This is a genomic window from Paracoccus yibinensis, assembly GCF_030846195.1.
Classification (GTDB): Bacteria; Pseudomonadota; Alphaproteobacteria; order Rhodobacterales; family Rhodobacteraceae; genus Paracoccus; species Paracoccus yibinensis.
Genome location: NZ_JAVCWH010000002.1, coordinates 101,921 through 114,932, shown reverse-complemented (window position 1 = coordinate 114,932; position 13,012 = coordinate 101,921). Strand labels below are relative to the sequence as shown.

12 protein-coding genes are annotated in these 13,012 nt (G+C 68.1%); 11 read left to right on the top strand and 1 reads right to left on the bottom strand.

Features of this window, described 5'->3' with window-relative positions:
• Window positions 1–48: 48 nt before the first annotated feature.
• The 3 genes from RAH32_RS04145 to RAH32_RS04135 all read left to right on the top strand — a co-directional run bounded on the left by RAH32_RS04145 (window position 49) and on the right by RAH32_RS04135 (window position 2,568).
• Window positions 49–828, top strand: a complete 780-nt coding sequence (locus RAH32_RS04145; RefSeq protein ID WP_306605410.1) for a transglutaminase-like domain-containing protein — start codon at window positions 49–51, stop codon at window positions 826–828.
• Between the two features lie 118 nt (window positions 829–946).
• The gene (locus RAH32_RS04140) at window positions 947–2,107 is read left to right on the top strand and encodes an isovaleryl-CoA dehydrogenase (protein ID WP_306605408.1); all 1,161 of its coding nucleotides are present in this window, start codon (window positions 947–949) and stop codon (window positions 2,105–2,107) included.
• Entirely contained in the window at window positions 2,107–2,568 is a 462-nt protein-coding gene (locus RAH32_RS04135; RefSeq protein WP_306605406.1) for a lysozyme inhibitor LprI family protein, read from the top strand. Before RAH32_RS04140 ends, RAH32_RS04135 begins: the two co-directional genes overlap by 1 nt.
• 41 nt (window positions 2,569–2,609) lie before the next feature.
• Here the strand turns inward: RAH32_RS04135 and RAH32_RS04130 are convergent, their stop codons facing one another.
• A complete protein-coding gene (locus RAH32_RS04130) occupies window positions 2,610–3,221 on the bottom strand; it encodes an OmpW/AlkL family protein (RefSeq protein WP_306606541.1) in 612 nt (203 codons plus the stop codon).
• 134 nt (window positions 3,222–3,355) lie between these two features.
• On the opposite strand from RAH32_RS04130, the gene RAH32_RS04125 reads away from it, so the two are divergent.
• The 8 genes from RAH32_RS04125 (at window position 3,356) to RAH32_RS04090 (ending at window position 12,928) form a co-directional block, all read left to right on the top strand.
• Complete coding sequence (locus RAH32_RS04125) at window positions 3,356–4,960, top strand: carboxyl transferase domain-containing protein (RefSeq protein ID WP_306605404.1); 1,605 nt, start codon at window positions 3,356–3,358, stop codon at window positions 4,958–4,960.
• Window positions 4,961–5,051: 91 nt separating this feature from the next.
• Window positions 5,052–6,980, top strand: a complete 1,929-nt coding sequence (locus tag RAH32_RS04120; protein WP_306605402.1) for an acetyl-CoA carboxylase biotin carboxylase subunit — start codon at window positions 5,052–5,054, stop codon at window positions 6,978–6,980.
• Complete coding sequence (locus RAH32_RS04115; protein WP_306605400.1) at window positions 6,973–7,701, top strand: glutathione S-transferase family protein; 729 nt, start codon at window positions 6,973–6,975, stop codon at window positions 7,699–7,701. Before RAH32_RS04120 ends, RAH32_RS04115 begins: the two co-directional genes overlap by 8 nt.
• Window positions 7,694–8,557 (top strand): hydroxymethylglutaryl-CoA lyase, encoded by an 864-nt coding sequence (locus tag RAH32_RS04110; protein ID WP_306605398.1) that lies wholly within the window; start codon window positions 7,694–7,696, stop codon window positions 8,555–8,557. The genes RAH32_RS04115 and RAH32_RS04110 overlap by 8 nt, the downstream gene beginning before the upstream one ends.
• Entirely contained in the window at window positions 8,550–9,332 is a 783-nt protein-coding gene (locus tag RAH32_RS04105; protein ID WP_306605396.1) for a crotonase/enoyl-CoA hydratase family protein, read from the top strand. Before RAH32_RS04110 ends, RAH32_RS04105 begins: the two co-directional genes overlap by 8 nt.
• Before the next feature lie 44 nt (window positions 9,333–9,376).
• Entirely contained in the window at window positions 9,377–9,832 is a 456-nt protein-coding gene (dut, locus tag RAH32_RS04100; protein WP_306605394.1) for a dUTP diphosphatase, read from the top strand.
• A gap of 5 nt (window positions 9,833–9,837) precedes the next feature.
• A complete protein-coding gene (locus tag RAH32_RS04095; RefSeq protein WP_306605392.1) occupies window positions 9,838–10,878 on the top strand; it encodes a HesA/MoeB/ThiF family protein in 1,041 nt (346 codons plus the stop codon).
• Between the two features lie 25 nt (window positions 10,879–10,903).
• Window positions 10,904–12,928, top strand: a complete 2,025-nt coding sequence (locus RAH32_RS04090; protein ID WP_306605390.1) for a M3 family metallopeptidase — start codon at window positions 10,904–10,906, stop codon at window positions 12,926–12,928.
• The last annotated feature ends 84 nt before the right edge of the window (window positions 12,929–13,012 follow it).

Genomic DNA, 13,012 nt, shown 5'->3' with positions numbered 1-13,012 from the left:
AAAGCGCCCCCTGCGCCGTTCCCTGCAATCATCAACAGGCGGGCGCAGATGCGGATCACGATCCAGGTGGACCTCCACTATAAGTTCCTGACACCAGGCCCGGCGCTCCTCGCGATCGAGGCGGCCGGTGCCTTCGGGCAGGAAATCAGCAATGCCGCGATCGACTTCGGCGAGGTGGAGCATTTCGCCCGCGTCCCCGGCGAAGAGGGCATCGGCGAGAAGATCATCATCCGCACGGCCGACAACCTGCGCTGCCGCTATCGGGCCGACGTAATCGTCACACGGCCCCGGCCCGTCTTCGAGCGACTGTCGGCAGCCGAGGTGGACGAGATGTCGGGCGATGCGCTGCGCTATCTGCTGCCCTCGCGCTATTGCCAGGCGGAACGTTTCGTCCCCTTCGCGCAGCAGCGGTTCGGGGACGTGCAGGGCGGGGTCAAGGTTCTGGCGATCCGCGACTGGATCGAGCAGCGGCTGGACTATGTGCCGGGCAGCAGCGACGCCAACACCACGGCGGCGGACACCTTCATCGAACGGCGGGGCGTCTGCCGCGATTATGCCCACCTGATGGTGGCGATGTGTCGGGCGGCGCAGATCCCCGCGCGCATCGCAAGCGTCTTTGCCCCGCGCGTCGATCCGCCCGATTTTCATGCCGTGGCCGAGGTTTACCTGGACGGGACCTGGCACCTGATCGATCCCACTGGCATGGCAAGCGCAGACGAGATGGCGGTTATCGCAGTTGGGCGCGATGCCGTGGACGTGGCCTTCCTGACCACCTTTGGCGGTACGGAACTGCTGGCCCAGACCGTGACGGTCACCCAGGTCCGCTGAACCCGAGCCGATGTTGACCCATCCCGCATTCGGGCGCAGGCTCCGGCTTGACGGAAGATGGGTGGACCATTTATATCGGAAATGAACGGTCGTTCAATAAACCGGAGGAGGGGTGCCGATGTTCACGCGGGGGATGGAATTCGATCTGGGCGAGGATGTGAACGCCCTGCGCGACATGGTGCATCGCTGGGCGCAGGAACGCGTCAAGCCCATCGCGGCAGAGGTTGACCGCAGCAACGCATTTCCGAACGAGCTGTGGACCGAGATGGGCGACCTGGGCCTGCTGGGCATCACCGTCCCCGAGCAGTTCGGCGGCGCGGGCATGGGCTATCTGGCTCATGTCGTCGCAACCGAGGAGATCGCGCGGGCATCCGCCAGCGTCAGCCTGTCCTATGGCGCGCATTCGAACCTCTGCGTGAACCAGATCAAGCTGAACGGCACCGACGAACAGCGCCGCAAGTATCTGCCCGACCTGTGTTCCGGCAAGGCCGTGGGTGCCCTTGCCATGTCCGAGGAAGGCGCGGGCAGCGACGTGGTCTCGATGAAGCTTCGGGCGGAAAAGAAGAACGACCGCTATGTCCTGAACGGCAACAAATACTGGATCACCAATGCCCCCGACGCCCAGACCCTGGTCGTCTATGCCAAGACCGACCCGGAAGCCGGCAGCAAGGGCATTACCGCCTTTATCGTCGAACGGGGCATGGCGGGCTTTTCCACCAGCCCGCATTTCGACAAGCTGGGGATGCGCGGGTCTAACACCGGCGAGCTGATCTTCGAGAATTGCGAGATCCTCTTCGAAAACGTCCTGGGCGAGGAAGGCCGTGGCGTCCGCGTGCTGATGTCGGGCCTGGATTACGAACGGCTGGTGCTGTCGGGCATCGGCACCGGCATCATGGCCGCCTGCCTGGACGAGGTGATGCCCTATGTCCGCGATCGCAAGCAGTTCGGACAACCAATCGGGTCCTTCCAGCTGATGCAGGGCAAGATCGCCGACATGTATGTCGCGCTGAACACCGCCCGCGCCTATGTCTATGAGGTCGCGCGCGCTTGCGACGCGGGCAAGGTCACGCGCCAGGATGCGGCAGGCGCGGTGCTTTACGCCAGCGAGCAGGCCATGGTGCAGGCGCACCAAGCCGTGCAGGCCCTTGGCGGGGCGGGTTTCCTCAACGACAGCGTGGTCAGCCGCCTGTTCCGCGACGCCAAGCTGATGGAGATCGGCGCGGGCACCAGCGAAATCCGCCGGATGCTGATCGGCCGCGAATTGCTGAGCCTGGTGTGATGCGCGTCCTGCTGGCCTGGGCGCTGCTTGCTGCGCCGGCCCTGGCGCAGGACGTGGACACGCTGACGGTGGATGCATCTGTTGTCGAGGCTTGCGTGGCCGACACCCCGCCGGGCGAACTGACGCCTGCCTGCATCGGCGCGGCCTCGCAGCAATGCCAGCAGGAACCGGGCGGCGACACGACCCTCGGCATCGTGGAATGCGTGATGGGCGAACACGCGGCCTGGGACGCCGTGCTGAACCGCGAATACAAGGCCGCGCGCGCGGCGTTCCAGGACGATCCGGCAGCCGACAGCCTGCTTGCCGCGCAACGGGCCTGGATCTCCTGGCGCGACGCGGAATGCGCCTTCCAGTATGACCGCTATGGCGGCGGCTCGATGCGATCCATCGCCGCCGCCAACTGCAAGATGAGCATGACGGCGATGCGCGCGTGGGAACTGAAGGCGCTGCGCGGATGGTAGGGGGGCGCCGCAACCCTGCCGGGAGGCGCCCCGCTGGGGTGTCAGAACTTCATTACATAGCTGATGCCGGCGACGACCGGGTCAACCTCGACCTCGCCGATATTCCCGCTGTTCAGTTCCACGTCGGCGTCGATGTCGATCCATCGAAGGTCGGCGCGAATGGCCGAGCGGTCATTGATCCAGTAGTCGGTCCCCAGATGCGCCGCCAGCCCCCAGCTGTTCTTCACGCGCAGTTCGTCGTCTGCCAGCGGCCCCTTGGACTCCGCGTCAAAGAAACCGGTGAAGTTCACGCCGACGCCCACAAAGGGCTTCAACTGCGGCGTGGCGTCGAAATGGTATTGCAGCGACACGACCGGCGGCAGGTGCTTGACGGTGCCGATCTCGGTCCCGTTCGACTTGATCGAATGCTTGAAGGGCAGGGCAGCCAGAAGTTCGACCCCGATATTGTCGCGAATGAAGTATTCGACGGTGATCTGCGGACGGGTGTTGTCGCCGATGCTGATCGGAACCGCGCCGCCGACCAGGGCGCCGTTGTCCGACTTGGGGTTCACGTTGGCCAGGCCCAGACCCAGGGTCAGGTCGCCCGCCTGCTGCGCAGCCACCGGGGAAACAACGGCCAGAACGGCCGCGGCGGCAAGACACAGGGTTTTCATCATACGACTCCTTCAACGGTTGCGGATCGCGGCATGACCGTTGCGCGCGGCCGAAAATATGATCTGGATCAAACCGCTGCGAAGATAAGCTCGGCTGCGACATTGCGCCGCGCCTCCTTTGGGAAAGCCTGCCCATGAAGCTGACATCATCCGCCCTGACGACATCCGACACCTTCCGCGCCAACCGAGAGGCGCATCTGGCGCTGCTCGACGTTGCGCGCGAGGCCGCCCTGGCCGCCGCCGCCGGGGGCGGGCCCAAGGCGATGGAGCGGCACACCAGCCGCGGCAAGATGCCCCCGCGCGAACGGGTGGCTAACCTGCTGGACGCCGGCAGCCCCTTCCTGGAGATCGGCGCCACGGCGGCGCATGGCATGTATGACGATTCGGCCCCCGGCGCGGGCGTGATCGCGGGCATCGGGCGCGTGCATGGCCAGGACGTGATGGTCGTGGCCAACGATGCCACCGTGAAGGGCGGCACCTACTATCCGCTGTCCGTCAAGAAGCACCTGCGCGCGCAGGAGATCGCCGAACAGTGCCATCTGCCCTGCGTCTATCTGGTCGATAGCGGCGGCGCGAACCTGCCCAACCAGGACGAGGTTTTTCCCGACCGCGACCATTTCGGGCGCATCTTCTTCAACCAGGCGCAGATGAGCGCGAAGGGCATCCCGCAGATCGCCGTGGTGATGGGGTCCTGCACCGCAGGCGGCGCCTATGTCCCCGCCATGTCCGACGTGACGATCATCGTGCGCAACCAGGGCACGATCTTCCTGGCCGGTCCTCCGCTGGTGAGGGCCGCGACAGGCGAGGTCGTGACGGCCGAGGATCTGGGCGGCGGCGATGTCCACACCCGCCTGTCCGGCGTGGCCGATTATCTGGCCGAGGATGACGCCCACGCCCTGGCCATGGCCCGCCGCGCCATCGGCAACCTGAACCGCCGGATGCCCGACAGCGTGGTCTGGCAAGCCCCCGAACCCCCCGCCCATGACCCCGAGGAGATCCTGGGCGTCGTCCCCGCCGACCTGCGCACCCCCTACGACATCCGCGAGGTCATCGCCCGCGTGGTGGACGGCTCGCGCTTCGACGAATTCAAGGCCCGCTTCGGCGAGACGCTGGTGACGGGCTTCGCCCATGTCGAGGGCTGCCCCATCGGCATCGTCGCCAACAACGGCGTGCTGTTTTCCGAAGCCGCGCAGAAGGGCGCGCACTTCATCGAACTCTGTTCGCAGCGGTCCATCCCGCTGGTCTTCCTGCAGAACATCACCGGCTTCATGGTCGGCCGCAAATACGAAAACGAAGGCATCGCCCGCCACGGCGCCAAGATGGTCACGGCGGTCGCCACGACCAATGTCCCCAAGATCACCATGCTGGTCGGCGGCAGCTTCGGTGCGGGCAACTACGGCATGGCGGGCCGCGCCTACTCGCCGCGCTTCCTCTGGACTTGGCCCAACAGCCGCATCAGCGTCATGGGCGGCGAACAGGCGGCGGGCGTCCTCGCCACCGTCCGGCGCGAGGGCATCGAACGCACCGGCGGCACCTGGACGCCCGAGGAGGAGGCCGAGTTCAAGCGCCCCACCATCGAGATGTTCGACCGCCAGTCCCACCCGCTCTACGCCTCGGCCCGGCTCTGGGACGACGGCATCATCGACCCGCGCAAGACCCGCGACGTGCTGTCCCTGTCGCTGCGCGCCAGCCTGAACGCCCCCATCGAGCCGACGCGCTTCGGCGTCTTCAGGATGTGACGCGGATGGTTCTTTCGCTTTGGTTCAAATATCCCGCGGGGGTCCGGGGGCGCGAAGCCCCCGGCTTGGCCCGCCACACGCAGGTGCCGCCATGTTCCAGAAAATCCTGATCGCCAACCGGGGCGAGATCGCCTGCCGCGTCATCGACACCGCCCGCAAGCTGGGCGTGCGCACGGTCGCGGTCTTTTCCGATGCCGACCGCGCCGCCCGCCATGTGGCGATGGCGGACGAGGCGGTCCATATCGGCGGCCCCGCGCCTAGGGACAGCTACCTGCGCGGCGACGCGATCATCCAGGCGGCACTTGATGCCGGCGCGCAGGCGATCCATCCGGGCTATGGCTTCCTGTCCGAAAACCCGGATTTCGTGGATGCCGTCACGGCGGCGGGGCTGGTCTTCATCGGGCCGTCTGCCGCCGCGATCCGGGCCATGGGCCTGAAGGACGCCGCCAAGGCGCTGATGGCCGATGCTGGCGTTCCGGTCGTGCCCGGCTATCACGGCGAAAACCAGGAGCCGGCCTATCTGAAGGAACAGGCGGACCAGATCGGCTATCCCGTGCTGATCAAGGCGGTGGCGGGGGGCGGCGGCAAGGGGATGCGCCTCGTCGAGCGACCGGCAGACTTCGCCGCCGCCCTGCAATCGGCGCAGGGCGAGGCCGCGACCGCCTTCGGCAACCCCGCCGTGCTGGTCGAGAAATACATCCAGCAGCCCCGCCATATCGAGGTTCAGGTCTTTGGCGACGGCACCAAGGCCGTCCACCTGTTCGAACGCGACTGTTCCCTGCAGCGCCGCCACCAGAAGGTGATCGAGGAAGCCCCGGCCCCCGGAATGACGCCCGAGATGCGCCAAGCCATGGGCCAGGCCGCCGTCCGCGCGGCGGAAGCCATCGGCTATGCGGGCGCGGGCACCATCGAGTTCATCGTGGACGGCTCGGACGGCCTGCGACCCGACGGCTTCTGGTTCATGGAGATGAACACCCGCCTTCAGGTCGAACACCCTGTAACCGAGGCGATTACCGGCATCGATCTGGTCGAATGGCAGCTTCGCGTGGCCTCCGGCGAACCCTTGCCCGCGCGGCAGGACGACCTGACCATCAACGGCCATGCCTTCGAGGCCCGCCTTTACGCCGAGGACGTGCCCGCAGGCTTTCTGCCCGCCACTGGACGCCTGGCGCACCTGCGCTTTGCGGAAGAAGCCCGCAACGAGACCGGCGTCCGGCAGGGCGACACGATCAGCCCGTGGTATGACCCGATGATCGCCAAGGTCATCACCTGGGGCAAGACCCGCGCCATCGCGCTGAGCAAGCTGGAAGCCGCGCTTGTCGATACCGAAGTCGCGGGAACCGTCACCAATATCGACTTCCTGATCGCCCTGACGCGGCATCGGGGTTTCCGCGCGGGCGAGGTCGATACCGGCCTGATCGCCCGCGACCTCGACGCGTTGGTCGCGGCGTCCGAGCCCCATCCCGCGGCCCGCGCCCTTGCCGTCATCGGCCTGGCGGGTCTTGCCGATCCTCAGGTCAAGGGCGGCATGACTCTGTGGCAGCCGCTGCGGCGGACGATCCATTGGCAGGGCGGGCAGGCGGTGCTTGAAGTCCTCGGCCCCGGCGCGGCCCGCGTCACGCTGGACGGCCAGCCGCTTGATGTCCGCTGGCAGGGCGACCGCTGGTGGGTGGACGGCAGCCTGTGCCGCCACCGGATCACCGGCCATGACAGCGGCGTCAGCGTCTTCGGCGCGGGCAGCCTGCATCTGGCGCCGCTCGACCCACTGGACCGGCAGGCCGACGCCGGGGCGGGGGCGGCGCTGACGCTGTCCCCCATGCCGGGGCTGGTCAAGGCGGTCGATGTCAGCGCGGGCCAGGCCGTCAGCGCGGGCGACCGGCTCTGCGTTCTGGAAGCCATGAAGATGGAACACAGCCTGACCGCCGCCCGCGACGGCGTGGTGGCCGAGGTGCTGGCGAAAGCGGGCGATCAGGTCGAGGCAGGCGCCCCCCTGATCCGGCTGGAGGAAGAGGATGCCTGACACGCCGCCCGAACCCGTTCCGACCGACGCACCGCCCCCCGCCCAAGGCGGGCCGGTGGACGACGGTCAGGGGATCATCCTGTGGCATGTGCCGCTGTCGCGGTCCATGCGCATCCTGTGGCTGCTCAATGAACTGGAACTGCCCTTCGCCCTGCGCGTGATGGACCTGCGCAGCAAGGACATGCGCGGCGCGGAATACGAGGCGATCCACCCCGTCGGCCGCGCGCCCGCCTTGCAGATCGACGGCAGCGTGATCCACGAATCGGGCGCCATGGTCGAATACCTGTGCGAGACGCGCGGCCCGCATCTGTGGCGCGCGCCCGGGGTCGAGGGGCGGCTGGGCTGGCTCGACTGGCTGCATTTCGCCGAAACCATCGGTCAGCACATCGCCAACCTGACGCAAAGCCACCTGATGCTGCGCGACCCGTCGATGCGCTCGCATACGGTGATGAAGCTGGAAACGGCGCGTCTGGCCCGGGCGCTGCGGATGGTGGAACAGACGGTCAAGGGGCAGGACTGGCTGATGGCGGGCGGCTTTTCCGGGGTGGATTGCGCGGTCGGCTGGTCGGTCTGGACCGCTGGCCGTTTTGTGCGCCTGACGCCCGCGTTGCAGGCCTATGCCGACCGCTGCATCGCGCGCCCCGCTTTTCAACGCGCCCTGCCGCAGGAAGGCGAGCCGCAACTTTACGAGCGCGATTTCTATGAGCTTCCCGATGCGTGAAACGGTTGAAATCTTCGAAATGGGGCCTCGCGACGGGTTGCAGAACGAAAAGCGCCTGATTCCGGCAGCGGACAAGATCGCCCTGGTCGATCTGCTATCGGGGGCAGGCTTCCGGCGGATCGAAGTGACCAGCTTCGTCAGCCCAAAATGGGTCCCGCAGATGGGCGATGCTGCCGAGGTCATGGCGGGCATCCGCCGCGCTCCCGGCGTCCGCTATGCAGTCCTGACGCCCAACATCAAGGGCTATGAAGGCGCAAAGGCCGCCCGGGCCAGCGAGGTCGCGATCTTCGCAAGCGCCTCGGAAGGCTTCAGCCGCGCGAACCTGAACGCCACCATTGCCGAAAGCCTGGAACGACTGGTCCCGGTCGCGCAGGCGGCGCAGACCGACGGCATCCCCGTGCGCGGCTATGTCAGCGTGGTCACCGACTGCCCCTTCGACGGTCCCACGCCCCCCGCCAATGTTGCCCGCGTCACTGCGGCCCTGCGCGACATGGGCTGCTATGAGATCAGCCTGGGCGACACCATCGGGCAGGGACGCCCCGAAACCATCGACGCCATGCTGGCCGCCGTGCTGGAGGAAATGCCCGCTGATCGCCTGGCCGGGCATTACCATGACACCGCCGGCCGCGCGATCGAGAACATCGACGCCAGCCTTGCGCGCGGACTGCGGGTCTTCGACGCCGCGGTCGGGGGCTTGGGCGGCTGCCCCTATGCCCCCGGTGCGGCGGGCAATGTCGCAACGGAAAAGGTCGCGGCGCATCTGGCGGCGCAGGGCTATGCGCATGGCCTCGACATGACCATCATCGAAAAAGCCGCGGCCTTTGCGCGCGGATTGCGGGGAATGACCCATGCCTGAGACGATCCGCATTGACACCGACCCGCGCGGCGTGGCGACCCTGTGGCTGGCGCGGCCCGACAAGCACAACGCCCTGTCGCAGCAGATGATGGAGGAACTGACCCACGCCGCAGCGCAACTGGGCGCGGACCCGGCGGTGCGCGTAGTCGTGCTGGCGGGCGAGGGCGCAAGCTTCTGCGCGGGCGGCGACCTGGGCTGGATGCGGGCGCAGATGGATGCGGATGCGGAAACCCGGCGCGCGGGCGCGCGGGTGCTGGCCGTGATGCTGTCGGCGCTGAACCTGCTGCCCAAGCCGCTGATCGCCCGCGTCCACGGCAACGCCTTCGGCGGCGGCGTCGGCATGATGGCCGTGGCCGACATCGCCATTGCCGCCAGCACCGCGAAATTCGGACTGACCGAAGTGAAGCTGGGCCTGATCCCCGCCACCATCGGCCCCTATGTCCTGGCGCGGATGGGAGAGGACAAGGCCCGGCGCGTGTTCTTCTCGGCCCGACTGTTCGGCGCAGAGGAGGCCGTGACGCTGAACCTTGCCGCCCGCGCGGTTGCCCCCGGCGACCTGGACGCGGCGGTGGAATCCGAGGTCGCGCCCTTCCTGCTGGCGGCCCCTGCCGCGGTCGCCGCTGCCAAGGCGCAGTGCCGCGCCCTGGGTCCGCGCATCGACCAGGCCGTGATCGAGGACAGCATCGACCGCCTTGTCGCCGTCTGGGAAGGGGATGAGGCCCCGGAGGGGATCGCCGCCTTCTTCGACAAGCGCAAGCCCCGCTGGCAGGTCTGATCCGCATCCGCTAAGGCTGGCGAAGGACAGCAAGGGCGGCGGGCATGGAAGTCAGGATACTGGATGCGCGGATCCACGAATGGGGTTTGCCAGATTACCAGACAGCCGGTTCGGCGGCGATCGACCTTTTCGCCTGCCTCGACACACCCATCGATATTGCCCCGCAGGCCCCGGCTGTGCTGATCCCGTCCGGGATCGCGCTGTCCTTTGGCGACTTCTCCTTCGCCGGGCTGGTGCTGCCCCGGTCGGGCCAAGGCCACAAGCGCGGGCTGGTCCTGGGCAATTCCGCCGGCCTGATCGACCCCGACTATACGGGCGAGGTGATGATCAGCACCTGGAACCGCAATCCGCCGGGGTCGGACCCGATCCTGATCCAGCCGGGGGAACGGATCGCGCAGATGATCTTCGTGCCGGTGATAAGGCCCTCCTTCACGGTCGTTGACAGCTTCAGCCGCAGCACTGCGCGGGCGGCGGGCGGCTTCGGCTCGACCGGGGCGTAAGGGCGATGCTGGGCTTCTGGCTGCTGGTGGGCGTCGCGGTCGCAGGCTGGGTCTTCGGCCTGCCGCGCCGGTGGCTGCTGGCGGCGCTGACGCTCGCCTGGGCGGTCATCGAACTGGCCCATCTGTCGGGCAGGGGCGCGGTCTTCGGCGGTTCGGCGCGCGGCTGGCTGGTCGCGGGCGGGCTGGCGGGGCTGATCCTTGCCTATCGCGCGGGCCTGCGGTGGCTGCGGTCGCGTGCGACGCCCGTCGAACAGCCCGTACCGGAGCCGGTGGCGGTCGCCGATGCCGAACTGGACCGATACGCCCGCCACCTGGTGCTGAGAGAGATCGGCGGGCCGGGCCAGATGCGCCTGCGCGCGGCGAATGTGCTGGTGGTCGGCGCAGGTGGGCTTGGCGCACCGGTCTGTCTTTATCTTGCGGCGGCGGGGGTCGGGCGGATCACCGTTGCGGATGACGACACCGTCAGCCTGTCGAACCTGCAACGCCAGGTGATCTTTCGCAGCGACCAGCAGGGCCAGGCCAAGGCCGAAGCTGCGGCAATTGCAATGCGCGCGCTGAACCCGCATGTCGAGGTGGCGGCCCTGCCGCGGCGCATTAGCGAGGCCGATGCCGACCTGATCGCCGGGCACGACCTGGTGCTGGACGGCACCGACAGCTTCGCGGCACGGCAGGCCATCAACCGCGCCTGCGTCGCGGCGGGCGTGCCGCTGATCGCGGGGGCGATCGCGCAATGGGAAGGGCAGGTGACGCTTTACGACCCTGCACACGGCGGTCCCTGCCTGACCTGCCTGTTCCCGACCGCCCCGGCACCCGGATTGGCGCCGCCCTGCGCCGAGGCGGGCGTGATCGGTCCCCTGCCGGGTGTTGTCGGCAGCCTCATGGCACTGGAAGCGATCAAGCACCTGACCGGGGCGGGGCAAGGCCTGCGGGGGCGGATGCTGATCTTCGACGGGCTTTACGGCGAAAGCCGGATGATCGGCACGGCGCGGCGGGCGGATTGTTCGGTCTGCGGATCGGATCTGGAAGGCGGCGCGGAACGCTCCTAGGGTCGGTCCCACAAGGAGGCCAGCCATGAATTTCGAACTGACCCGCTGGACCGGCCCCGAGGGGCTGCCCCGCTTCGACCTGATCACTGATGGCGATTTCGCCCCCGCCTTCGACCGTGAACTGGCCGCCGCCGAGGCCGCGATGGAGACCATCGCCGCCAACCCCGAGCCGCCGAGTTTCACCAACACCGTCGCCGCCCTGGAAACGGCCGAGGACGGGCTGAACCGCCTTTTGTCGATCTTCTACACGCTGGCTAGCGCCGATTCGAACCCCGCGAGAGAGGCGCTGCAACGCGACTTTGCCCCGCGCCTTGCGGCCTATAACAGCAAGACCGGGATGGACCCGCGCCTTTATGCCCGCGTCAAGGCGGTGGCCGCCACTGCCGACACCCTGCCGCCCGAGGATCGGCGCATCACCGAACTGGCCCTGCGCGGCCTGACCCGGTCGGGCGCGGGGCTGGAGGGCGAGGCGCGTGATCGCATGGCCGCGATCCGCGCCCGCATGGCGGTCCTGACTACGCAGTTTTCGCAGAACGTGCTGGCCGACGAGCGCGATTACGTCCTGGCGATCCCGGACGACCGGCTGTCGGGCCTGCCCGACTGGCTGCTGCGGTCGATGCGCGCGGCGGCCAAGGCACGCGGGCTGGACGGCCACGTCGTCACCCTGTCGCGGTCGCTGATCGTGCCCTTCCTGGAACATGCCGGCGACCGCGCGCTGCGCGAGGTGGCCTTCAAGGCCTGGGCCGCGCGCGGGTCGGGGCAGGGCGCAGGCGGAGAGGCCACCGACAACCTGCCGCTGGTGACCGAGATCCTGGCGCTGCGCCACGAACGCGCGCGCCTGCTGGGCTATGCCGATTTCGCCGCCTTCAAGCTGGAGCCGGAGATGGCGGGCACCGCCGACCGCGTCGCGGATCTGCTGGGCCAGGTCTGGCAGCCTGCCCGCAAGCAAGCGGCTGAAGACGAGGGCAAGTTGACCGCGATGCTGCGCGAAGATGGCGTGAACGGTGCGTTGGAGCCTTGGGACTGGCGGCTGTATGCGGAACGGTTGCGGCGGCAGGAACATGATTTCGACGCGGATCAGGTCAAACCCTATCTGACGCTGGACGCGATGCTGGGCGCGATGATGGATGTGGCGCACCGGCTGTTCCGGCTGGAATTCCAGCCCTTTGCCGCGCCGCTATGGTCGTCCGATGCCCGCGCCTGGCGGATCACGCGCGACGGGCAGTTGATGGCGATCTTCGTGGGCGATTATTTCGCACGGCCCTCGAAGCGGTCGGGGGCATGGTGTTCATCATTGCAGGTCCAGCACAAGATCGGCGCGGGGCAGCGGCCCATCGTGGTGAACGTCTGCAACTTCACCCCGCCCGAGGAACCCGGCGAGCCGGCCTTCCTGTCCTGGGACGACGCGCGGACGCTGTTCCACGAATTCGGCCATGCGACGCATCACATCCTGTCGGATGTCACCTGGCCCTCGATTTCCGGCACGGCTGTCGCGCAGGATTTCGTGGAACTGCCCAGCCAGCTTTACGAACATTGGCTGGAACAGCCCGCCGTTCTGGACGCCCATGCGCGCCACTACCGGACGGGCCAGCCGCTGCCGGCCGATCTGCGCGACCGGCTGCTGGCGGCGGGCAAGGCGGATGCGGGATTTTCCACGACCGAATACCTGGAAAGCGCGCTTGTGGAGCTGGCCTTTCACCGGGGCGATCCCCCCGCCGATCCGATGGCCCGGCAGGGGCAGGTGCTGGCGGAACTGGACGCGCCCGCCGCAATCCCGATGCGCCACGCCACGCCGCATTTCAGCCATGTGTTCAGCGGCGACAGCTATGCCAGCGGCTATTACAGCTATATGTGGTCCGAGGTGATGGACGCCGACGCCTTCGCGGCCTTCGAGGAAACCGGCGACATCTTCGACCCCGAAACCGCGCGGCGGCTGGAGGAGACGATCCTGTCGCGCGGCGGATCGGCCCCGGCGGACCAGCTGTGGCTGGCCTTCCGGCAGCGGATGCCGGGGGTCGATGCGCTGCTGCGGGGGCGGGGGCTGGCCTAGTTGTTCACCGGGGTGGTCGCGCATGGCGGGCCGGCGCTTGAAACCGTCGGCGCCGCGGATCGCAGGATGCCCGCCGCAGCCCGG